Origin of the sequence: Caballeronia zhejiangensis (assembly GCF_022879815.1) — a bacterium.
In the GTDB taxonomy this organism is placed as follows: Bacteria; Pseudomonadota; Gammaproteobacteria; order Burkholderiales; family Burkholderiaceae; genus Caballeronia; species Caballeronia zhejiangensis.
Genome location: NZ_CP084285.1, coordinates 322655 through 344459 on the forward strand (window position 1 = coordinate 322655; position 21805 = coordinate 344459).

Annotated in this window: 18 protein-coding genes; 10 read left to right on the forward strand and 8 right to left on the reverse strand. The window is 65.0% G+C overall.

The features are described from left to right. The first annotated feature begins 11 nt into the window (after window positions 1-11). A complete protein-coding gene (locus tag LDZ23_RS22570; protein ID WP_008348350.1) occupies window positions 12-917 on the forward strand; it encodes a LysR family transcriptional regulator in 906 nt (301 codons plus the stop codon). 7 nt (window positions 918-924) lie between these two features. On the opposite strand, the gene LDZ23_RS22575 is transcribed toward LDZ23_RS22570, so the two are convergent. From LDZ23_RS22575 to ampC, 4 genes are all read right to left on the reverse strand, one after another. Beyond that, window positions 925-2367, reverse strand: a complete 1443-nt coding sequence (locus LDZ23_RS22575) for an MFS transporter (protein WP_008348352.1) — start codon at window positions 2365-2367, stop codon at window positions 925-927. Window positions 2368-2427: 60 nt separating this feature from the next. Beyond that, a complete protein-coding gene (locus LDZ23_RS22580; protein WP_008348354.1) occupies window positions 2428-4389 on the reverse strand; it encodes an aconitase family protein in 1962 nt (653 codons plus the stop codon). Window positions 4390-4481: 92 nt separating this feature from the next. Continuing rightward, the gene (locus LDZ23_RS22585) at window positions 4482-5372 is read right to left on the reverse strand and encodes a LysR family transcriptional regulator (RefSeq protein ID WP_244808223.1); all 891 of its coding nucleotides are present in this window, start codon (window positions 5370-5372) and stop codon (window positions 4482-4484) included. An 11-nt stretch (window positions 5373-5383) separates the two neighbouring features. Then, window positions 5384-6547 carry a class C beta-lactamase gene (ampC, locus tag LDZ23_RS22590; protein WP_008348358.1) on the reverse strand — a complete coding sequence of 388 codons (1164 nt, stop codon included), beginning with the start codon at window positions 6545-6547 and terminating at the stop codon, window positions 5384-5386. Window positions 6548-6655: 108 nt separating this feature from the next. Between ampC and LDZ23_RS22595 the strand changes: the two genes are divergently transcribed. Further along, complete coding sequence (locus LDZ23_RS22595) at window positions 6656-7537, forward strand: LysR family transcriptional regulator (RefSeq protein WP_008348361.1); 882 nt, start codon at window positions 6656-6658, stop codon at window positions 7535-7537. Here the strand turns inward: LDZ23_RS22595 and LDZ23_RS22600 are convergent. Then, window positions 7534-8295 carry a YoaK family protein gene (locus LDZ23_RS22600; RefSeq protein WP_008348363.1) on the reverse strand — a complete coding sequence of 254 codons (762 nt, stop codon included), beginning with the start codon at window positions 8293-8295 and terminating at the stop codon, window positions 7534-7536. The genes LDZ23_RS22595 and LDZ23_RS22600 overlap by 4 nt on opposite strands. 141 nt (window positions 8296-8436) lie before the next feature. Between LDZ23_RS22600 and LDZ23_RS22605 the strand changes: the two genes are divergently transcribed. From LDZ23_RS22605 to LDZ23_RS22635, 7 genes are all read left to right on the forward strand, one after another. Next, the gene (locus LDZ23_RS22605; protein ID WP_008348365.1) at window positions 8437-8946 is read left to right on the forward strand and encodes a MarR family winged helix-turn-helix transcriptional regulator; all 510 of its coding nucleotides are present in this window, start codon (window positions 8437-8439) and stop codon (window positions 8944-8946) included. 4 nt (window positions 8947-8950) lie between these two features. Beyond that, window positions 8951-11017, forward strand: coding sequence for an FUSC family protein (locus LDZ23_RS22610; RefSeq protein ID WP_008348367.1), 2067 nt, complete (start codon window positions 8951-8953; stop codon window positions 11015-11017). Between the two features lie 34 nt (window positions 11018-11051). Next, window positions 11052-11261 carry a DUF1656 domain-containing protein gene (locus LDZ23_RS22615; RefSeq protein WP_008348368.1) on the forward strand — a complete coding sequence of 70 codons (210 nt, stop codon included), beginning with the start codon at window positions 11052-11054 and terminating at the stop codon, window positions 11259-11261. Next, complete coding sequence (locus tag LDZ23_RS22620; RefSeq protein ID WP_008348371.1) at window positions 11258-12211, forward strand: efflux RND transporter periplasmic adaptor subunit; 954 nt, start codon at window positions 11258-11260, stop codon at window positions 12209-12211. The genes LDZ23_RS22615 and LDZ23_RS22620 overlap by 4 nt, the downstream gene beginning before the upstream one ends. A gap of 14 nt (window positions 12212-12225) precedes the next feature. Further along, complete coding sequence (locus LDZ23_RS22625; protein WP_033536283.1) at window positions 12226-13671, forward strand: efflux transporter outer membrane subunit; 1446 nt, start codon at window positions 12226-12228, stop codon at window positions 13669-13671. 81 nt (window positions 13672-13752) lie between these two features. Further along, window positions 13753-14355 carry a phosphatase PAP2 family protein gene (locus LDZ23_RS22630; protein WP_244808224.1) on the forward strand — a complete coding sequence of 201 codons (603 nt, stop codon included), beginning with the start codon at window positions 13753-13755 and terminating at the stop codon, window positions 14353-14355. 108 nt (window positions 14356-14463) lie between these two features. Next, window positions 14464-15186 carry a PP2C family protein-serine/threonine phosphatase gene (locus tag LDZ23_RS22635; protein WP_008348376.1) on the forward strand — a complete coding sequence of 241 codons (723 nt, stop codon included), beginning with the start codon at window positions 14464-14466 and terminating at the stop codon, window positions 15184-15186. Here LDZ23_RS22635 and LDZ23_RS22640 read toward each other — a convergent pair. Next, window positions 15176-17275, reverse strand: a complete 2100-nt coding sequence (locus LDZ23_RS22640) for a putative bifunctional diguanylate cyclase/phosphodiesterase (protein ID WP_008348378.1) — start codon at window positions 17273-17275, stop codon at window positions 15176-15178. The two genes, LDZ23_RS22635 and LDZ23_RS22640, sit on opposite strands and share 11 nt — an antisense overlap. A gap of 331 nt (window positions 17276-17606) precedes the next feature. Between LDZ23_RS22640 and LDZ23_RS22645 the strand changes: the two genes are divergently transcribed. Next, complete coding sequence (locus LDZ23_RS22645; RefSeq protein WP_008348380.1) at window positions 17607-18377, forward strand: hypothetical protein; 771 nt, start codon at window positions 17607-17609, stop codon at window positions 18375-18377. A gap of 7 nt (window positions 18378-18384) precedes the next feature. On the opposite strand, the gene LDZ23_RS22650 is transcribed toward LDZ23_RS22645, so the two are convergent. Both LDZ23_RS22650 and LDZ23_RS22655 read right to left on the reverse strand, forming a co-directional pair. After that, entirely contained in the window at window positions 18385-20478 is a 2094-nt protein-coding gene (locus LDZ23_RS22650) for a S8/S53 family peptidase (protein WP_008348382.1), read from the reverse strand. Then, window positions 20475-21788, reverse strand: a complete 1314-nt coding sequence (locus tag LDZ23_RS22655) for a phosphatase PAP2 family protein (protein ID WP_051996625.1) — start codon at window positions 21786-21788, stop codon at window positions 20475-20477. Before LDZ23_RS22655 ends, LDZ23_RS22650 begins: the two co-directional genes overlap by 4 nt. Between the last annotated feature and the right edge of the window lie 17 nt (window positions 21789-21805).

A 21805-nucleotide genomic window follows, 5' to 3' on the forward strand; every position in this document is an offset into this window, starting at 1 on the left:
CTGAAAATCAGATGGCGTTCGATCTCACGCTCAGGCAGTTGCGCTACTTCGTCGCCGCCGCGCAAACGGGCCAGTTCTCGATGGCGGCGGCCAACGAACACGTATCGCAGTCGGCGATCACGAATGCGGTGCTCGCGCTCGAAAGCGCGCTCGGCACGAAGCTGTTCGAGCGCCTGCCGCAAGGCGTCGCGCTGACGCCCGACGGTCAGGATTTTCATAACCATGCGCGCCGCGTGCTCGACGCCGCGCGCGATGCGATGCACATGCCGCCGTTTCGCGCGCACGACATGCGCGGCGTCGCGCGAATCGCGGCGTCCTATACGGTGCTCGGGTATTTTTTGCCGGAACTGCTCGCGCGCTTTCGTGCGACGTATCCGTTCATCGATTTCGATCTGCGTGACATGGAGCGGCCGCAAATCGAAGAAGCAGTCGCGAATGGCGATGTCGATATCGGCGTGGTGCTGCTATCGAATCTGCAGCGTCCGAATCGTTTCGACAGCCAGGTCTTGATGCGTTCGCGCCGGCAACTGTGGGTCGCGCCGATGCATCCGCTCGCGCAGCAGCACGCGGTATCGCTGAAGGATATCGCCGTGCATCCCTACATTCTGATTACCGTCGATGAAGGCGAGCAATCGACGATGCGCTACTGGCACAAGAAGCGCATCGAACCGAACATCGCGTTTCGCACGAGTTCGATGGAAGCGCTGCGCGGACTCGTGGCGCATGGCTTCGGCGTCACGGTGCTATCGGATATGGTGTTTCGGCCGTGGTCGCTCGAAGGCAAGCGCATCGAGGCGCGGCCCGTCAACGACGCGATTCCTCATATGGAAGCAGGCATGATCTGGCGCAAGGGCGCGACGTTGAGCGCCCCGTCGACCGCCGTGCAGCAGTTCCTGATTCATGCCTGTGGTGCCTAGTTCGAACTCAATGCGAAATGCTTTCGAGCGATCGGCCGAGCGTGCGCGGTCCCATCGATCCGATGCAGATCATCACGATCAGCATCGCGCCCGCGATGAAGCCGAACACGCCGGTCACGCCCGCTTCCTTCAGCACGAACGCGATCACGAACGAACTGAACACCGCCGATAGCCGGCTCCACGAATACACGAAGCCGACAGCGCGTGCGCGGATCGTCGTCGGATAAAGCTCTTGCTGATACGTGTGATACGTGAACGAAATGATGTTGCCCGCGAGCGTCAGCAACACGCCGAGCGTGACGATCATCACCGCCGCCGACGCCTGGCTGAACAGCAGGCCCGCGACGATATTCACGGCCGCCATGAACACGATCACATGCTTGCGTTCGAAACGATCGGCGATCCAGTAGCCGAGCAAGGGACCGATGGGCGCGGCAAGCCCGATCACCGTCGTATAGAGCAGGCTCGACGTGACTGTCACGCCCTGCTTGACGAGCAGAGTCGGCACCCAGTTCGCGAAGCCGTAGAAACCGACCGTCTGACAGATATGAAAGACGATCAGCATGAGCGTGCGCTTGCGATACGGCGGCTTCCACATATCGGCGAACCCGGCCTTTCTTGCAATGGGATCGGAAGGACCCGGCGCGGGCAACGGCTTGCCGTACTGAAGCGCGACCGTGTCTTCGAGACGGCGCAGCACTTCGTCGGCTTCGTCGATGCGGCCTTTGCTCGCGAGCCAGCGCGGGCTTTCCGGCAGATTGCGCCGGAAGTACCAAACGAACAGCGCACTCACGCCCCCCGCCAATGCGACCCAGCGCCAGCCATCGAAGCCGAACGGCGCGCGCGGCACGAGCAGATACGAAAGGAACGCGACCACCGGCACGGCGGAAAAGCCGATCGCCTGACACACGGCGAACGCCCTTCCACGCAGATGTTTCGGCGCAAGCTCGGACATATAAGTACCGATGGTCACGAGTTCCACACCGATGCCGAGCCCCGACACGAAGCGCCAGAAGTTGAGCCACAGTGCCGTGTCCTGAAACGCCATCACGGTATTCGCCGCGACGTACCAGAGCAGCGAATACGTGAAGATCGCGCGACGTCCGTAGCGATCGGCGAGAAAGCCGCACGCGATCGTGCCGATGAACAAGCCGCAGAACAGCGCGGCGATGAAGCTCGCGACGCCCGTCGTGCCGAAGAGACCCGCGGTCGTCGATGTGAGAATGCCGCTCTTCACGAGACCCGGCGCGATATAGCCGGTGAAGAGCAGATCATATAGCTCGAAGAAGAAGCCGAGGCTCAGCAGAAAGACGAGTTTCCACACCGCGCGCGTGGCGGGAAGCCGGTCGAGGCGCGCCGAGATGCCCGCCGTGTCCGCGATGGCGGGCGCGTCCGTGAACGCGCTGCCGGCGGCGTCGTGCAGACGCGAAGTGCCCTGCATGATGGCCATTGCTTGTCTCCTGAATGTATTTTGAAGCCGCATCGATGGCGGCTCTGTCATGCTGCGTGCTTACTGCGTGAAGCGTTCTTGCAACTCCGCGAACGATGCGATGCGGCCGATAATTGCACTTGCAACTACCGTCGGCGGGCTTGCGAGCCATACTTTCCCCGGACCCGAGCGGCCCGGAAAATTGCGATTGATCGCGCTGATGGTGACTTGTTCGGCCTGTGTCGACGAACCTGGTCCGCAGTTCGCGCACGCACCGCACGACGGTTGCAGCAGAATCGCGCCGACGCGCTCGAACGCATCGACATAGCCTTGCGCGATGCAATAGTCGCGCACGTCCTGCGTGCCGAATTGCAAATAGAGCGTCACATTGCCGGGCACGCGCAAGCCGCGCTTCGCCGCCCACGAAAGCACTTCGTGATAGTGATCGAAGTCCTCGCGCTTGCCTGCCGTGCACGAACCGCCATACGCGATATCGATGACCGGCCTTTCATCGAGCGCTTCAAGCGCGATGCCGTTGCCCGGATCGCCGGGCGCGGCGAGCATCGGCGTGAGACGCGAGCAATCGATGGCGATGACATCGGCGTAGCGCGCGCCTTCATCGCTCCGCATCCATGGCTCGATCTTGAAGTCGATGCCGCGCCGCGCCTTCAGAAAGCGCACGGTTTCATCGTCGGGAGCGACGATGCCGGTGAAGCCGCCTAACTCGGCCGTCATGTTGGTGAGCGTCGTGCGCTCATCGGTCGAGAGGCTCGCGATGGCCGTGCCCGCGAACTCGAACACCTTGCCGACGCCCGCGCCCGCGCGTATGCGCGAATCGGCAAGCAAGTGAAGCACGATGTCCTTCGCGGTGACGCCCGCGGGAATCGGTCCCGATAGTTCGATGAGCAACGATTGCGGCACCGTCATGCGAACCGCGCCGGTGACGAATGCGTTCGCCATGTCCGTCGTGCCGACGCCGAACGCGACACATCCGAGCGCGCCGCTATGCGGCGTATGCGAATCGGTTCCGACGATCACGTGGCCGGGCAACGCGTAGCGCTCGGCCATCATCGCGTGCGAGATGCCTTCGGAGCCTTCGTCGAGCTCGCTGTTCGCTTCGCTCAGATAGCCGTGATTGCGCACATCGTAGTCATGCGCGAACGTGCGATGCGCGTCCGATAACTCGCGCACGTTCGGCAGCAGCCCGTTCCCGATATGCAGTTCGCTGCGATGCGAATACGACAGATGATCCTCGAACGCGAGCATGCTGCGCGGTTCGTGCAGCGTCAGCGGGCGGCCGAATGCCGCGTGCAGCATATGCGCGGCCATGCCCGTGTAGTACTCGTGGATGAAGCGCCAGTCCGCGCGCACGAAGATGCCGTTGCCCGCTTCGAGCGATGCGTTGGTCACATCGGTCGTCAATGTGTGACGCGCGAGAATTTTCTCTACGAGCGTGCGCGGCGCTTCATCGTGCGATGCTTCGCCGATGCTGACTCGTTGCATATGCAACTTTCCATAGCGCAACAGTCCGCCGCTCGTAAGGATCGCCGCCGCCAACGGATCGCGATCCGCAACGAGTTCATCGATATCGATAGCCTCGCCGCGCCGGATGCGTTCGATCAGGCCGAAATCCGTCGACGTGAAAAGCCCGAGATTGTCCGCGTTCTGCCGATAGATGCGTTCGAAGCTCCGCGCGATCACGAGCCGTATGCCCGCGTGATATTCGGCGAGCGGGCTATGTTCGCGCGACGAGCCTTTGCCATAGCGATTGCCCGCGACCGTCACCTGAAAGCGGCCCGCGCGCACGGCATCGTGGCCGATCGGATTGCGCCCGTCCGCATGAAACCCGACATACGGGCATTGACCGAGCCGCTCGTCGAAACGCGTGAGCACGCTGATCGGCGTGATTTCGTCGGTGGACACATCGTCGCGCAGTGCGCCCGCTTCATCGAGCGTGAGATCCTCGCCGGCGAGTTGCTGCTCGACCTTCGCGGCGTCCGCGCTCAGAAACAGGATTCGTCCGCTTACATTCAGATTGGCCATCGCATTCTCCTCGACGCCAATCTAGACGCACCCGCGCGCGTGCATGAAGTGTTCGTTCGGCACTGGGGCCATCGCGAGACGCGATGTCCGTGTTAACCCTCGCCGATGAGCGTATCGATCAGCGCCTGCACCGCCTTCAGCCGCGAAGACTTGCGCGGCGCATGAACGCGCAGGCATCGGCCGCTGCCCCACGTTTCGCGCAACGGCACGCGCACGAAATTGCGCGAACCCGCGAACGCCGACGCCGCGCTCGTCGGCACGATGCCGATGCCGAGTCCCGCTTCGACCATGCGGCATTGCGCATCGAAGCTGTTGACGGTGACGGTCACGTTGAGCGGCACGCGCGCGGCATCGGCGTGTTCCTTCAAGGTCTGATCGAGCGAGCCGCCTGCCTGCAACGCGACGAGCGGAAAGCGCGTCACTTCGGCGAAGCTCAGCGCGTCTGCTTGCGCGAGTTCGTGACCGGGCGGCAGGACGACCATCAGCGGATCGTCGACGAAGCGCCATGTATCGAGACCCGCATGCGCCTTCGTGCTCGCCGATATCCCGACATCCGCGCGATCGTCGAGACACGCGCGAATCACTTCATCGCTGATCTGTTCCGTCAACGCGATCTCGACGAGCGGATAGCGCGCCTTGAACGACGTGAGACGTTCAGGCAGAAAGCCGACGATCGCCGACGCATTGGCATAGAGACGCACGACGCCCGCGATCTGGCCGCTCATCGACTGAACTTCGCGCGCCATGCTCTCGAGTTGTCCATGAATGGAACGCGCGCTCGCATAAGCATGCTGCCCCGCTTCGGTCAGTTGCACGCCCGAGGGCGAGCGAATGAGCAGCGCGACGCCGATGGCCGCTTCGAGATCGGCGATGCGCCTGCTCAACGCCGACGGCGCGATGTGACTGCGGCTCGCGGCGCGCGCAATCGATCCCTCCTCGACGACCGCGATGAAGGGTTCGAGACTGTAGGGATCGATTCGCATGGCTCTCGTGTTTATCGTCCGCCGGATAACGACGTGATGATTGCATACGCCGCCTTCACACGCTCTTCGTTCGGGATGTTCCTGTTCGCGAGCATCACGATGCCCACGCGCGCTTTCGGCACGAACGCGATATAGGCGCCGAAGCCGTTGGTCGAGCCGGTCTTGTTGATCCACACGTCGTCGCGCGGCGCTTGCGGCGGATCGATGCGCGTGACGGGCGTCGCGTTCAGGATCATCGACGACGAGTTTCCATCGAGCAAAGGCTGTAACGCGACCGGATACGGATACTGTTCCCAGATGAGATCCTGCGTCATCGGGCCGGCCTGGAAATAGCCCGTGTGCGTGGCATCGACGGCGCGCTGAAACGCCGGATCGATACGCACCAGGTTCATGTTGATCTGCAGGAAGCGCGTCATGTCCGCAGCCGTCGATCTCACGCCATAAGCCTCCGGCGAAAGCACGCCACCTTTCATGCGTATCGGCGCGTCGTCTTTCGTATAGCCTTGCGCGTAATCGCGCTGCTTCGAAGCGGGCACGTTGATGTAACTCTGCTTCAGTCCCAGCGCGGGAAAGAGACGCGTCACCATCAGCGCTGCGAAGTCCTGCTTCATGCTCTTCGCCGTGATGAGACCGAGCGTGCCGATGCCGGGATTCGCATACGTGCGGATCGTGCCGGGCGGCCGGGCCGGACGCCATGTTTTGAAGTACTGCATCAGTTGCTCGTTGTCGTGAATCTCGTCGGGCACTTGCAGCGGCAAGCCGCCCGGCGTGTGCGTGCCGAGATTCAGCAACGTCACCTTGCCGAACTCCGTCCCATCGAGCGATGGAAGATACTTGCTCACCGGATCGTTCAAGGAAAGATCGCCTTCGATCTGCGCATACGATGCGAGCGTCGCGGTGAACGTCTTGCTGATCGAGCCGAGTTCGAAGAGCGTATCGCGCGTGACGGGCTGCTTCGTCGCCTTAGACGCCACGCCGTACTCGAACACATAAGGCTTGCCGTCGACGACGACGCCCACGGCCATGCCGTGAATGCCGTGCAGCGCCATCAACGGCTTGATGGTCTGATCGACGGTCGACTTGACGCTCGCTGCATCGTCGGCATAGGCGGCGCCGGACATCGCGCCAAAAGAAAAAATGGCTGCTGCCAAAAGACTCAGCGCGCGAAACTTCATTGTCTTGATCCTTCGTTCTGGTTTGCATGATTGGAACGAAGCGAAATATCCGCTCTTTTTCGCACTTCGACAATCGAGGATAATTTGCCGCTGGCAATAGAAAAACTTATGCGAGCCATGCGACCTCATCTTCCCCTGAATGCGTTGCGCGCGTTCGAAGCGTCGGCGCGGCATCTGAGTTTCACGCGCGCCGCACAGGAATTGAACGTCACGCAGGCGGCCGTCAGCCAGCAAGTGCGCGCGCTGGAGGAACGGCTCGGCACGCCGCTTTTCAGACGCCTCCCGCGCGGCCTCAGCGTCACCGACGAAGGGCGCGCGTTACTGCCCGTGTTGAGCGATGCGTTCGGCCGCATCGAAGCCGTGCTCAAGCAGTTCGAAGGGGGCCACTTTCACGAAGTGCTGACGGTGGGCGTGGTCGGCACGTTCGCGGTCGGCTGGCTGATGCCGCGCATGAAGGCGTTTCGCGAGACGCATCCGTTCGTCGAGTTGCGGCTCTTCACGCATAACAATCTCGTCGATCCCGCGTCCGAAGGGCTCGACTTCGCCATCCGCTTCGGCGCGGGCGTCTGGCCGGCGACGCATAACGCGCTGCTGCTCGATGCGCCGCTCGCCGCGCTGTGCGCGCCCGACATCGCGCGGCGTCTTTACACGCCATCCGATCTCGTCAATGAAGTGCTGCTGCGCTCCTATCGCGCGGACGACTGGAGCGACTGGTTCGACGCCGCGGGCCTCGACGCATGGACGATGAACGGTCCCGTCTTCGATTCGTCGCGCCTGATGGTGGAAGCCGCCGTGCAAGGCGCGGGCGTCGCGCTCGCGCCGCCGCGCATGTTCGTGCGCGAGTTGCAGGCCGGGCTGCTCGTGCGTCCGTTCGATGTCGAAGTGAGAACCGGCAGCTACTGGCTCACGTGGCTCAAGTCACGGCGTCTTTCGCACGGCATGAAGCTCTTTCGCGACTGGATCGTCAGGGAGGCGGCCGAGGCCGTTTAGCGGCGCAGGCGGCGTCTGCCTGCCGCGAGATCGTCCGCGAGCGGCACGGACGAGAACAGCAGCAGCAACGCGGCGAGCGGCACGGTCGTCGCGAAGCCGAGATGCGCGAAGCCGATCGCGCCCGCGAAACCGCCGAGCATGAACATCGCGAAGAGCGAACTCAGCAGCGCGAGACGCGCGTGATTCGCGCGCACATAAGAGGCATCGTCGCGCGCGACGCCGCGGTTCCAGTAAAGGCTCTTGCCGATCTCGATGCCGATGTCCGTCACGAGACCCGTCACATGCGTCGTGCGGATCTCCGCCTTCGATATCTTCGTGATCATCGCGTTTTGCAGGCCCATCACGAAGCAAAGCAGCGCGACGGTCAACGGCACATCCCATACGCGATGCGTCTCCAGATTGGCGCCGAGCATGCCGAACACGAGCAGAAGCGCCGCTTCGAGCAAAAGCGGCGTTGCGAACACGCTATGCGCGCGCCGCTGCCGTCCCCAGTTGATGAGCACCGCGGAAGTCGCCGCGCCGCCGAGGAACGCGCCGACCGCGCCGATCGCGGAAAAGACCAAGGCGATCTGGCCGAGCACGAGGTTATCGGCGATCGATGAAACGAGCCCCGACATATGCGACGTGTATTGCCCGACCGCGAGAAAGCCGCCCGCGTTCGCGGCGCCCGCGACGAAGGCGAGCGCGCAGCCCAGACGCCGGTTGGCGGAATCGGTGCGGCTGGGCGAAGTCAAGCCACGGATATAGGCAATCGGCATGGCGGCTCGGGCAGGATGATCGAGCCGAAAAGATAGCACGCCAATTTGCCTCTCCGGGCATGCCTACCGTACGCAATCTGAAAGAAAAAACATAAGTCGATAGCATGCTAACGAATAGAGTTCTCGCTATAATCCCGCCGCATGACTCATCTCGACTTTCTGCGCCGCTCCGTGAGCAGCACGCTCGTGCTTGCCGCGCGACGCTGGCGCCGCACGAGCCACGGCGTGCTCGCCTCGTACGGCGTGTCGGAAGCATGCGCCGTGCCGCTGCTCACGGCCAACCGGCTCGGCGAGGCGGTGCGTCAGGTGACGCTCGCGGAGCATGTCGGCATCGAAGGGCCATCGCTCGTGCGGCTGCTCGATCAGCTTTGCGCGGCCGGACTCGTGCGCCGTGACGAAGATCCCGAAGACAAGCGCGCCAAGACCATCACGCTTACCGACGAAGGCCGCGCCGTCACCGCGCGCATGGAAGAGCGTCTCGTCGCGCTGCGCGCGCGGTTATTGAAGGGCGTGAGCCGCGAAGACCTGGAAACGACATTGCGCGTGCTGAACGTGTTCAGCGCGTCGCCGGATGCGAAGCTGCTCGCGGCACTCGAAGCCGGCGATCAAACCGCAAAGCCGGCGCGGTCCGCCGCAAAGCGCGGAGCATAGCGCCATGTCCTTTCCATCCGCGCGCGAGTGGCTCTTTTCCGCCAAGACCTTCGCCGCCGCGATGATCGCGCTCTACATCGGCCTCAGACTCGAATTGCCGCGTCCTTATTGGGCGATGGCGACCGTCTATATCGTGTCGAATCCGTTCGTCGGCGCGACGCGCTCGAAGGCGCTGTATCGCGCGCTCGGCACCATGATCGGCGCGGCGGGCGCGGTGTTGATCGTGCCGCCGTTCGTCGAATCGCCGTATCTCTTCAGCGTGAGCGTCGCGTTGTGGACGGGCACGCTGCTCTTTCTCTCGATGTTCGACCGCAGCGCGCGCAGCTATGTGTTTCTGCTCGCGGGCTACACGCTGCCGCTGATCGCGCTGCCCGCCGTCACGAATCCGACGGCCGTCTTCGATCTCGCGATCACGCGCACCGAAGAGATCCTGCTCGGCATCGTGGTGGCGAGCGTCGTCGGCAGCGTGGTGTTTCCGAGCCGCCTCGCGCCGACGCTCATCGAACGAACGGACGCATGGTTCCGCGACGCCGCCTTCTACGCGAGCGAAACGCTCTCGGGGCATATCGCGGGCGCCTCCATATCGGCGGCGCGGCAGCGGCTCGCGGCGACCGTCAACGGACTCGAATTCCTGCTGAGCCAATTGACCTACGATCACACGCGGCCCGACATCATCCGGCGTGCGCGCGCGTTGCAGGGACGCATGCAGATCTTTCTGCCGCTGATTTCATCGATGGCCGATCCGCTCATCGAACTGATCGGGAAGCACGGCGAGCATCCTGAAGGGCTCGAAGCGCTGTTGAAGGACGTCGCCGCGTGGGTCGGCTCGCCCACGCCGCGCGCCAAAGAGGATGTCGCAAACGACCGTGCGCCCGATGCCTTCCGCGAGCGCATCAATGCGATGCGTCCGCCCGTCGAAGCGCTCGCGAGCGCGGACGGCGCGCTGCTCTCGAATGCGCTGTGGCGTCTCGGTCAGGTCATCGACGTATGGCAGGACATTCGCGCGTTGCGTGCGGCCATTCTCAACGAGACGAGCGAATGGCGTCCGCACTTCCGTCACTGGCGTTTGGGCGGCACCGCGCGCTTTTTCGATCGCGGCATGATGCTCTTTTCGACCGGCGTCGCGGTGAGCGCGATCATCGTTGCATGCGGGTTGTGGATCGAATCGGGATGGAACGACGGCGCGGCCGCCGTGACGCTCGCCGCCGTCGCGTGCTGCTTCTTCGCCGCGCTCGACGAGCCCGCGCCGCAAGTGTTCACGTTCTTTCTCGCGACGTGTCTGAGCGTCGTGCTCGCCGGACTCTACGTGTTCGCCGTCTTGCCGCACGTACACGATTTCCCGATGCTCGTCGTGATTTTCGCGGTGCCGTTCCTTATTATCGGCACGCTGATTCCGCGCCCGCGCTTCACGCTCGTCACGATGCTCACGGCCGTGAACACCGCAACCTTCATCAGCATCCAGAGCGCCTACGAAGCGGACTTCTTCGTGTTCGCCAACAGCAATCTCGCGGGCGTCGCGGGCCTGCTCTTCGCATTCATCTGGACGCGCATGACGCGTCCGTTCGGCGCCGAACTCGCGGCCGCGCGTCTCACGCGCTCGGCGTGGGCCGATATCGTGCTGAGCGCGTCGCCTTCGGTGCTGATCGCGGATCAGCGCAATCTCTACGCACGCATGCTCGACCGTCTGATGCAGCTCTTGCCGCGTCATGCCGCGACGGACTCGCATCGTCATCCGTCGATCGAAAGCTTTCGCGATTTTCGTGTCGCGCTCAATGCACTCGATCTGCGCCGCACGCGCCGCAAGCTGCCGCTGGACATACAGACATCCGTCGACGATACGCTCGACGCACTGCGCCGTTACTTCGAATCCTGCATCGCGCGGCGCGCACGACAGCCGGTGCCGCCCGAGCTGATTCGCAGCATCGATGCGACGAGCGCTCAGGTCACGTCGCGCGCGCTCGAGCAGTCGCAGAATGCGGCCGCGGAAAGATGGCTGCGCGACACGCTGCACGCGCTCGTCGGCATGCGGCTCTCATTGCATCCGCCCGCGACGCAGGAAGAGCCGGCATGATCTTCGTCACTCATTCTTCATCGGAACGCCATACATGATCGGCGAAATCGACATTCTCGGCGTCTTCGTGCCGGCCGTGCTCGTGCTGATGTTCATCGCCTATCTGTTGAATCTGGCGATTCGCAACGTGCTCGCGCGCGTCGGCTTTTATCGTTTCGTGTGGCACCGTTCCATCTTCGATCTCGGCATCTATGTTCTGGTGCTGGGCGTTGTCGTCATCGTTTCGCAGCGGCTCATCTCGTGAAAAAAACCTGGTTCTCTCTCGGACAGATTCTGCTTACGCTCATCGTCGTCGCGATTGCGTGCGTCGTGTTGTGGAAGCTCGTCGATTACTACATGTTCGCGCCGTGGACGCGCGACGGCCACGTGCGCGCCGATGTCATTCAAGTCGCGCCCGACGTGTCCGGCCTCATCACCGACGTGAAGGTCGCCGACAATCAGCAGGTGAAGAAAGGCGACGTGCTCTTCGTGATCGATCAGGCGCGCTACACGCTCGCGCTGCGCAATGCGCAGGCGACCGCGCAGCAACGCCGCGCCACGCTCGATCAGGCGCGTCGCGAAGATGCGCGCAATCGCGCGCTCGGCAATCTCGTCGCGCGCGAAGTCGTCGAGGAAACGCATTCGCGCGTCGAGCAGGCGACAGCCGCCCTCGCCGATGCCGAAGTCGCCATCGATACCGCGCGCCTGAATCTGCAGCGCACGGAGATCGTGAGTCCCGTCGACGGTTATCTCAACGATCGCGCGCCGCGCACCGGCGAATTCGTGTCGGCGGGACGCGCGGTGCTGTCGGTGGTGGACATGCAATCGTTCCGCGTCGAGGGTTACTTCGAAGAAACGAAGCTCGGCGGCATCGATATCGGCCAGCCCGTCGATATCAAGGTCATGGGCGAAGCCAACATTTTGCGCGGTCATGTGCAGAGCATCGTCGCGGCGATCGAAGACCGCGACCGTCAGCAAAGCCCGAGTCTCCTGCCGAACGTGAACCCCGCGTTCAGTTGGGTACGTCTCGCGCAGCGCATTCCGGTACGCGTCACGCTCGATGAGATCCCCGCCGACTTCCGCATGATCGCGGGACGCACGGCGACGGTTTCGGTGCGGGGCATCGGGCCGAAGATCGGCAAGCGCGCGGCGTCGGAGACGTCGCCCGCATCGGCGCCCGCGCCGACTTCGAGCACGTCGGGCACATCGCGATGAACGGCACGCGCATCATGAAAGCGATCGCCATCGCGGCTTCGTCGGCCTTCGCGCTCTTCGGCTGCACGACCCTCGGACCGAACTACACGCTGCCCGATAACGCCGCGATCAAGGCGCCCTACGCGAACGCGGCCATCGACGGCGCGGATCGCGCGCCCGTCACGCAAGGCGAAGTGCCCGCGAAATGGTGGCGTCTCTATGACGATCCCGTCGTCGATCAGCTCGTCACGCAGGCGCTCGCATCGAATACGGATTTGCGCGTCGCCGCCGCGAATCTCGCGCGTTCGCGCGCCGAAGTCGAGTTCGCGAACAAGCAAGGCGGATTCTCCGGCAAGACCTCGGCCGCGTTTCAGCGCGCGCAGGAATCGGCCGAGCAATATCTGTTGTCGGAGAAGCTTCCGGTCGTCAACGAAGGCGCGCTCGATCTGTCCATTTCCTACGAGATCGATCTCTTCGGCAAGCTGAAGCGCGGTGTCGAAGCAGCGAACGCGGACGACGAAGCCGTCGAGGCCGCGCAGGATCTCGCGCGCATCACGGTGGTCGCGGATGTCGTGCGCGCGTATGTCGAATCGTGCTCGGCGGGCGAAGAGCTGGAGATCGCGCAGAAGTCGTTCAACCTGCAGAAAGAGCGCGTGAAGCTCACGCAGCGTTTGCGCGACGCGGGCCGCGGCAATCAGTCGGAAGTCACGCGCGGACAGACTCAGGCCGATACGCTCGCCGCCGACATTCCGCGCTTCGTCGCGCGCCGCCGCGTCGCGCAGTATCGGCTCGCGATGCTGCTCGCGCGCGCGCCGTCCGACTTGCCCAAAGCCGCGCTCGCCTGCAAGAAGCTGCCGAAGCTGCGCGCGCCGATTCCGGTCGGCGATGGCGCTGCGCTGCTGAAGCGCCGTCCCGATGTGCGTCAGGCCGAACGGCAGCTCGCGTCGTCGACGGCGCGCATCGGCGTCGCGACGGCGGCGCTGTATCCGTCGGTGAGTCTCGGCGCATCGGTGGGTTCCGTCGGCATCGCGGAAGACTTGTTCGGCGCGAACACGAACCGCTGGGCGTTCGGGCCGCTCATCAGCTGGAGCTTTCCGATCAACGGTCAGCGCGCGCGCGTGACGCAGGCGGAAGCATCGGCGAGCGGCGCGCTCGCGCATTTCGACGGCGTCGTGCTGAAGGCGCTGCAGGAAACGCAAAGCAGCCTCGCGACCTACGCATCCGACACCACGCGCGCCGATGCATTGCGCACCGCGTATAAATCGGCGATCGAATCCGCCGATGAGACGAATCGCCTGTATCGCGCGGGACGCGAGTCCTTCCTCAACGATCTCGATGCGACGCGCACGCTCACCGGCGTCGCGGCGCAGGTCGCGGCCGCCGAAGGTCAGGTCGCGATCGATCAGGTCAACCTCTTTCGCGCGCTCGGCGGCGGCTGGGAAACCGACGAAGCCATCGCGCAGAATTCAAAGGGCAAATAGCGCGCGCGAGCCACGGCTAAGGGTCGCATAAGTTTCGCCGGATACGATCGGCCGGATCATCGTAACCAGCGAAACTGCCGCATGAATGCACTCGAAGCGCTCAACCACGCGTGGTTCCTTGCGATCAACGCGCGAGCCGCCACGCCGCTATGGCAAATCGACGTTGCCATCGCCATCGCCGAAGATCTCGTTTATCTCATTCCCGCGCTGCTCGCGTTCATGTGGCTCTTCGGCGGCCGCCTTCAACGCGGCGCGGCCGTGCGCGCGTGCTGCGTCACGTTTCTCGCGCTCGGGCTCAATCAGTTGATCGGCATGCTGTGGATGCATCCGCGGCCGTTCATGATCGGCCTCGGCCATACGTTCATCGAGCATGTGCCCGATTCGTCGTTTCCGAGCGATCACGGGACGCTCTTCGCCAGCGTCGCGCTGACATTGCTGCTTGCGCGTCTCTGGCATGACGGCCTGCTTGCCGCGCTCGCGGGCGTCGCGGTCGCGTGGGCGCGGGTCCGCACCGGCGTGCATTTTCCGCTCGATATGGCGGGCGCAATCGGTGTCGCGTGCATCGCGTATGCGCTCGTCGCGCCGCTCTGGGCGCGTGCCGGAGAAGCGCTGATGCGCTTGCTGATTGCGCTCTATCGCAAGGCCGCGTCGTGGCCGATTCGCCGTGGCTGGCTCGCGCCTTGAGTTTCAAAAGTGCGGACGCGCGTTCGTCTTGATCGCGTAGCCCGCGCGGAAGGCCCGCGCATCGCTCATCGACGTTCGCCAACCATGACAAGCCTTCAAGGTAGCCCCATGCGATTCGATCTCGCCAGCTTCACCGATCCGGGCGGTCGCAACAGCAACGAAGACCGGCTCGTGCTGGTCGCGCATCGCCGGCTGATCGCGGGCATCGTCGCCGATGGCGCGGGCGGTCTCGGCGGCGGCGACGTCGCGGCGCAACTCGTCGTCGACACCATGCGCGACGTGCTGCGCGATTGCGCGACGCGCGGCGAGAGCGTCGAAACGGGACAACTCGCCGATGCGATGCTCGCCGCGAACCGCGCGATCGTCGATGCGCAATCGGCCGGCGGCACGCGCGAACGCATGCGCTCGACCGCCGCGATCCTCACGATCGACCCGCAAGGCGCACACGCGAACTGGGCGCATTGCGGCGACACGCACATCTACTGTTTCAGGAACGGACGCATCGTCCTGCAGACGCTCGATCAGGGCAGCGCGCAGCCATACCGGCTGCGCAGCGTGATGCACACGGCGCTCGGCACCGACGACGAACTGAAGATCGAAGCCGCGCGCGTGCCCTTTCCGATCGAGGATGGCGACGCGTTTCTCGTCTGCAGCGACGGCTTCTGGGAACATCTCGACGAAGCGTCGATGATCGATTCGATCGACGATGCCGGCGACGCCGCAAGCTGGCTCGCCGCGCTCGCGGCTCGTGCGCGCCGCAACGCGCCCGCCGGCGCGGACAATCTGAGCGCAATCGCGTTGTGGGCGGGCGCGCCGCGCGTCAGCCGATAGGCGCGGCGCAGGCGCGGCCGGACGCGACGATCCGTCCCGCCATGCTGCTCAAGAAGCCCGGAAGTTCCGCCGCGGGCATCGGCCGGCTCAGCAGAAAACCCTGCATCTGATCGCATTCGAGTTCGCCGAGCGTGCGGAATTGCGACTGCGTTTCGACGCCTTCCGCGACGACCTCGATCTGCAACGCGCGCGCGAGCGTCACGACCGCCGACAGCAACGCGCTGCCGCGCTGCCCGGACGAATCGAGATCGCGCACGAAGGAGCCGTCGATCTTGATCTGATCGAAACGAAAGCGCTGCAGATAACAGAGGCTCGAATACCCGGTGCCGAAATCGTCGATGGCCACGGCGTAGCCGCGCGCTTGCAGCGCCTCGATCGTGCGGCTCGTCCGTTCGATGTTCTGCATCGCCGTCGATTCGGTGATCTCGAACATGAGGCGCGACGGATCGACGCCGGACGCGGCGATCAGCGCATCGACGCGCGCGACGAGATCGGGCACGTTGAACTGGATCGGCGACAGATTCACCGAGACCGAGATCGCCGGCAGGCCGTCCGCGTCCCATCGCGCGATGTTGCGGCACACTTCGCGCAACACCCAGTCGCCGATTTCGACGATGAGGCCGGAGCGCTCGGCGATCGGAATGAATTCGAGCGGCGCGATTTCGCCGAGCTCCGGATGACGCCAGCGAATCAGCGCCTCGACGCCCGTCACCGATTGCGACGCGACGCTGAACTTCGGCTGAAACGACAGGCTCAACTGGTCGTCGCTCAACGCGCGATGCAGGTCACGTTGAAGGATCAGCGACCTGAGCGCCGTGTGATTCATCTGCGGCTCGAACACACGGACCGTATTGCGCCCGCTCTGCTTCGCGGCGTACATGGCGGCGTCGGCGCTGTGGAGCAGTTCGTCGGCGTTCGCGCCGTCGCGCGGATGAAACGCAATGCCGATGCTCGCGCTCACGCGCAGCGGCAAGCCGTTGACGACGATCTCCTGCGAGAGACGCCCCAGCACGCCATTGGCGACCGTCATTGCCGCCGAGGTGTCCGCCGCGTTCCCGACCACGATCACGAATTCGTCGCCGCCGAGCCGCGCGACCATGTCGGTATGGCGCAAATCCTCGCGCAGACGCTCGGCGCATACCTGCAGCAGATCGTCGCCGACGCCATGACCGAGCGAATCGTTGATCGACTTGAAGCCGTCGAGATCGATGAAGAGCACCGCGAACGGCGACGCGCGGCGCGCGCCGTCTTCGATCGCCTGCGCGATGCGCAGCGTGAGTTGCTGGCGGTTCGGCAACCTCGTGAGCGCGTCGTGCGTGCCGAGATAGCGCAGTTGCCGGTTCGCGCGCTTCAGCGAGATCGACAGGCTGCTCGTGTGGAGCGCGAACAGCGCGAGCGTGCCGACGAGCACGGTGAACGACATCGCCGTGACGACGAGCGCGAGCCAGTTCGCGTCGAGTTTGGCATCGGCGAGGCAGAGGCTGCCCGGCGCGAAATTGGCCGCGTCCATGCCCAGATAGTGCATGCCGGTGATGGCGACCGCCATGATGATCGCCGCGCCGAGCCGCTTGACGACGCGGTTCTCCACGTTCGACGCGCGCAGCGTGAACGCGAGCCAGAGCGCGGCCATCGACGCGAAGATCGCGACCGCGACCGACAGCGCCACTTTCCAGACCGTGTAGTCGATTCCCGGCGACATCTCCATCGCGCGCATGCCGGTGAAGTGCATCGCCGCGACGCCGACGCCCATGATCGCGCCGCCGACGACGAGGCGCGGCCACGATAGCGCGCCCCGGCTCGCGGTGGCGAGCGCGATGAACGACACGCCGATCGCGAGCACGAGCGACGCCGCCGTGATGGACACGTCGTAGCCGACGGGAATCGGCAGCGAGAACGCGAGCATGCCGATGAAGTGCATCGACCAGATGCCGACGCCCATCGACACCGCGCCGCCGGCAAGCCAGGCGGGGCGGCGTTTCGCGCTCGCAAGCGCATTCAGGCCGCCGGACAGCTCCATCGCCGTGTAGGACGCGAGGAACGCGACCACCAGCGACAGGCAGACCAGCAGCGGATTGTAGACACCAGTCATCGGCCCTCTCTCGTTTCTTGTCAGTCTTTTGCGACTGCTTTTTCTTGCGGTTCGACCGCCTCAGGCCCACGCCGAGATGACGCCCGGCGCTCGATTCCTCATGCGCTATCGGCCGGTCAGCCGAAAACTTTATGGCCATCCCCTTTCTACGACTTTCGATGTAGGCCATCCAGCCGATTTTGCGCGCGCCCCGCCGTGACTAATTTGAAAGCGCCGGCTCGCAGGAACGGCTGAAAAGCCGACACGCCTCGGGCCACGCGCCGGGCGGCGCAGCAAACGCAGGAGGGGCCATGTTCACGCACAGAGGATTCAGGGGAACGGGAGCGTCATCATGGACGCGCTGACTCATCGCGACGCAAGCGCCTTCGCGCTCGAAACCTCGACGCTCGCCGAACTGTGGCATCGCCGGACGAGTCTCTCCGACAGCGAAATCGGCCAGATCTACAAGCTGGTGTTGGCGGCGCTGCGCGGCTATTACCCGTCGGAGTTGCGCGGACTGCCCGAGGACAAGGAGGAGCTGATCTCGCAATTCTTCTTCTCGCGCGTGTTGCGGCTCGACTTCGAGCAGCGCCCGTCGCACGCGTCGCCGGAGAGCGCGCCGTCCACGGCGCATGCGCTGTGCGCGTACTTTCGCCGCTTCCTGATCGACTGTCTGCGCAGCGCGAGCCTGCAGCGCAATCTGTCGATCGAGATCGACGGCGTGCAGGCCGAAGTCGATTCGCGCGCGCACGCTCCCGACGATCCGGTGGCAGCCGCGCTCGCCGAATTCGGTCTGAGCGAGGCGGACGTGCGCGGTCTCGCGCGCGCGTTCGTCGCGGCGCTCGATGCGCCGGACCGGATCGTCCTCGCAGGGAGTCTCGGCGCGTGCGGCGAACGCAAGGGCGGGCTCAAGGCCGTCGCGGACCGGTACGAGGTGCCGTCGTATCACTATCGCGCCCGCAAGCTCGGCGTGACGATGAAGAAGAAAGCGACGCCGAAATCCTTCGCCGCGACGAAAATCGGCCGCTGGATGGAGGACACGCTCGGCATCGCGATCGCGCCGGAGAACCGCGACGCGATCCTGATCGTGCTGAATCTGCTCGCGCTAGAAGCGCACGAATGAGCGGGCGTCAGCGGTCTTCGATGTCCGTCGGCGGCGTTTTCACGATGCCCGCGCCGACGTTGCCCTGCGACACGCGCCGGCCCCGCTCGTCCGCGTCGAGCTTGCGGCCTTGCTCGGTGACGCCGGCGGACGTGATCGTCTGCAACGTCGCCTTGTTGCGCGTGTCTTGACGGGGCGTCGTCGAAAAGGTGGCGCCCTGGGGCGGCGACACCGCGATCTTGCGCAGGATTTGCGGCGCGGCGGCGCTCGTGCCCTCGAACGCAAGCGCCGAGCCGCTGCGCGTGCCCGCCGCCATCACGCCTTTGCGGATGATCGAGCGATCCGATACGGCGGCCACGTCGGGCCCGGCGCGATCGGGCGGCTTGCCCGCGCGGTCGAAGCCCGACGAGGAGTACGGCGCGGTGGCCAGGTCCTGCTTGCGATAGCCGCCGACGACGCACGTCTGAAAGCCCGTCGCGATCGAACTGAGCGTGCCCTCGCGACGGATCCAGCTCGGCGGATTGGGGCCGTCGTAGTCCTGCGGCGCGGTGTATTTGTCGAAGCGCACGTAAGCATCGTCGTCGAAGCGGGACTGGCGTCCGCGTACGGGGAAGCCGAAGGGCGTCTCGTTGCGCTGCACCCAGGCTTGGACTTCGATGTCACTGTTCTGGTTGGCATTCTTCAGCTCGATCATCCAGTCGCCGCTCGGCGCGGGACGCCGGTTCGGGTCGCGCGTCATCGTCGGCGCGAGCGCGACGAGAATCATCGGCGGTTTGCCGCGCGCGCCGCGGCCGAGATGCACGACCGTGCACAGGCGCTCGCTGCCGAGCGTCCAGGCGGCGACGCTGCCGGGCTGGATTCCCGCGCTCGCGCCGCCGCCGGGCGGCCGCACCGCGACTTCGATGTTCGAATCTCCTATATCGGGCAGCCAGATTTCGACGAAACTCGGCGTCAGACACTCGGGCAACACGCGCCAGCGCAGTTCTTCTGTCGCGTCCTTTGCGATGGACAGCGTGCCGTGACAGCGGTCGAGATTGCTGTTGCCCGCCGGGAGCGTGATGGAGCAGGCTCGCGTTTGCGAGAGCTCGTCCATCGCGCATTCGAGCATCGACGTGCCGTCGTGCGGACCGGCGAAATAGCCATAGCTCATATTGATGAACGCGCGGCTCACGTCGCCGGCGATGTCCCGCGTGCGCGCGATGATGTAGCGCAACGCATCGAGCGCCTGCGCGTCGAGCCAGAGACCGGACGTGTCGCGCACGGTCCGGCCCGGCTGACGGAATTGCACGGCGACCAGTTCGGGCGGCGGATCCGGCGCTCGATTCGGATTCGGCGCCGAAAGATCGGGCCGCCGCAAATCGACGCCCGCGGCGAGGTCCAGCGTCGCGGTGCCGTGCGTCCATCCGCGGGCGAGCGCCGTCGCGCCCGCATCGCGATAGAGCGCCTCTTCGTCGATTACGCCGTCGCGCCGCGCGTCGTTCATCCGCTTGTGAATGTCCGCCGAGAGGAACTCGCGCCCGTATCCGAGCCCTTGCGCGTCGTTGGCCGGATCGTCCTGATTCCAGAAACAGCGCACGCGCGAGTCCGTGCCGGCTGCATCGGCGTAAAAATGCGCGTGCGCGAACGCGATGGCGTCGTCGCATGCGCCGACCACGACGACCTTGGGCGCGCCATGGCGACGCGGCGCGTGAGCGAGCTTGTCCTGATTCGTGACCGGCACGGGATCGCTGCGCGGCGGCTCGCCGGCCAGCACCGGCATCGCGAGCGTGAAGCGCTCGATCATGCCGGCGAGATCGGTCTTCAGATGATCGAGAAACGCCGCCGTCACGAATGCGGTGCAAAAGCGCGTGTTTTCGAGACCCGCGGCCGGATGACGATAGAGCGCCGACATCCATATCCCGCTCTTGCCCTGCACCGTCTCGGCGAGCTTGCGCGCCGTCGTGCCCTGCGCCGTCTCGATGGCGATCGGCACGAAGCCCGGCGGCGGGCCGCCCAGGTCTGCGAATCGCGTGAGAACGGCCCACACGAGGTATGGATCGGCGCGCGTTACGCCCAGCACGCCGGCTTCGGTTTCGTCCAGCAGCGGCGTGGCATCCGAATGGACCTGCCAGATCGCGTTCATGTCGGCACGCGATTTCCGCTCAAGCCCTTGCCGTTCCACTCGTTCTTCGCCTCGTTCCATAGCCAGGCGAGAATCGGCGAACCTGCGCCCGTCGGCTTCGGCTTGCCGAGCCAGATATGCGGGTAATCGGGCGACACCATCGTCGGCGGATCGGTCTGCTGCGCGGCGGTGGCGTTGGCGGGCCAGAGGAGCGGCTCCTGATCGTTGAAGTCCTCTTCGCCGTCGAACTGGTCGCCCCGGAACGTGCGCGGCGTGAAGGTGCCCCGATCGCCGTCGATCTTGCAGCGATGCACGAAATACTCCGCGAGCGTCGTCCCGAGCAGATGCCCCGCCGCCGTGTCCACCGGGAAGTGCACGCCCGCGATCGTGCGGTTGAGCGCGACGCGCCGCGCCTGCGCGTAAAGCTGCGTGTGCAGCGCCGTCGACGGCTGCGCGCCGGTCGCCATCGGCGCGTTGCGTAAATCTCGGAAGAAATCGTTCATCACGCCCGCGACGATGTACGCCTGCGTCGAGTGTCCGCTCGGCAGCGAGCCGTGGCCGGGCGTCGGGATCATCGGCTGAACTTGCGGCGAATAGTCGATCGCGCGGCTGCACGCGAGCGCGTGCTTGAAACGCATTTCCACGGCGATCGCGAAACGCACCGCCGTCGCGAGCAGTTCGAGCGTCTTCGGCGTGCGCTGCGGACTCAGGAAAAGAATCGAGCTCCAGAAGGCTGCTTGCGGTCCCATCTGCAGCAGCGTTTCATTGGCCCGTTCGGCGCGCAGGTCGGAGTAGCGATCCATGAACGTGAGCTGCTTGACGAACACGTCCTTGCCCGGCCGATGCATCTGAACGATCAGCTTGGGCGGATCGAACTTGGGCGCGGTGTCGTTCGGGTCGATCCTGAAACCGCGATCCCACAGCGTCACGCCGGTCCCGCCAGCCTCCTCTTCCGCATCCTTTGGCGAGAGCGTGAAGGCGAGATTCGACACCAGTTCGAAGTCGAACACGCTCGCCCGCACCCAGTCGTCCCAGCGCCAGAGCTGGCCGTTGTCGTCGAGATTGCGAACGGGATTGCCGTTCGCGTCCGTGCGGAATTCGTCCTCTTCGGGATTGATCCCAAACGGCTGACCCGGCTGCCACGGCCCGCAGATGCCGTCGCGATGGCCGATGAGACCCATCGTCTGCGATTCGGCGCCGCCGAGCATGTCGGCGCTGCCGACTCCGCCGACGCCTCCCACTCCCCCGACGCCGCCCACGCCACCGACGCCGCCCACGCCGCCCACACCGCCCACGCCACCTACGCCGCCCACTCCGCCGAGAGTCGCCATTCGTTCACCTCTTTGCT

What these genes read in the sequence shown, in the direction of transcription:
- LDZ23_RS22630 (WP_244808224.1), top strand. Translation starts at nt 13,753, where the DNA reads ATGAATGCACTCGAAGCGCTCAACCACGCGTGGTTCCTTGCGATCAAC.
- LDZ23_RS22625 (WP_033536283.1), top strand. Translation starts at nt 12,226, where the DNA reads ATGAAAGCGATCGCCATCGCGGCTTCGTCGGCCTTCGCGCTCTTCGGC.
- LDZ23_RS22605 (WP_008348365.1), top strand. Translation starts at nt 8,437, where the DNA reads ATGACTCATCTCGACTTTCTGCGCCGCTCCGTGAGCAGCACGCTCGTG.
- LDZ23_RS22655 (WP_051996625.1), bottom strand. Translation starts at nt 21,788, where the DNA reads ATGGCGACTCTCGGCGGAGTGGGCGGCGTAGGTGGCGTGGGCGGTGTG.
- LDZ23_RS22635 (WP_008348376.1), top strand. Translation starts at nt 14,464, where the DNA reads ATGCGATTCGATCTCGCCAGCTTCACCGATCCGGGCGGTCGCAACAGC.
- LDZ23_RS22645 (WP_008348380.1), top strand. Translation starts at nt 17,607, where the DNA reads ATGGACGCGCTGACTCATCGCGACGCAAGCGCCTTCGCGCTCGAAACC.
- LDZ23_RS22600 (WP_008348363.1), bottom strand. Translation starts at nt 8,295, where the DNA reads ATGCCGATTGCCTATATCCGTGGCTTGACTTCGCCCAGCCGCACCGAT.
- LDZ23_RS22650 (WP_008348382.1), bottom strand. Translation starts at nt 20,478, where the DNA reads ATGAACGCGATCTGGCAGGTCCATTCGGATGCCACGCCGCTGCTGGAC.
- LDZ23_RS22595 (WP_008348361.1), top strand. Translation starts at nt 6,656, where the DNA reads ATGCGAGCCATGCGACCTCATCTTCCCCTGAATGCGTTGCGCGCGTTC.
- LDZ23_RS22580 (WP_008348354.1), bottom strand. Translation starts at nt 4,389, where the DNA reads ATGGCCAATCTGAATGTAAGCGGACGAATCCTGTTTCTGAGCGCGGAC.
- LDZ23_RS22570 (WP_008348350.1), top strand. Translation starts at nt 12, where the DNA reads ATGGCGTTCGATCTCACGCTCAGGCAGTTGCGCTACTTCGTCGCCGCC.
- LDZ23_RS22615 (WP_008348368.1), top strand. Translation starts at nt 11,052, where the DNA reads ATGATCGGCGAAATCGACATTCTCGGCGTCTTCGTGCCGGCCGTGCTC.
- LDZ23_RS22640 (WP_008348378.1), bottom strand. Translation starts at nt 17,275, where the DNA reads ATGACTGGTGTCTACAATCCGCTGCTGGTCTGCCTGTCGCTGGTGGTC.
- LDZ23_RS22585 (WP_244808223.1), bottom strand. Translation starts at nt 5,372, where the DNA reads ATGCGAATCGATCCCTACAGTCTCGAACCCTTCATCGCGGTCGTCGAG.
- LDZ23_RS22610 (WP_008348367.1), top strand. Translation starts at nt 8,951, where the DNA reads ATGTCCTTTCCATCCGCGCGCGAGTGGCTCTTTTCCGCCAAGACCTTC.
- LDZ23_RS22575 (WP_008348352.1), bottom strand. Translation starts at nt 2,367, where the DNA reads ATGGCCATCATGCAGGGCACTTCGCGTCTGCACGACGCCGCCGGCAGC.
- ampC (WP_008348358.1), bottom strand. Translation starts at nt 6,547, where the DNA reads ATGAAGTTTCGCGCGCTGAGTCTTTTGGCAGCAGCCATTTTTTCTTTT.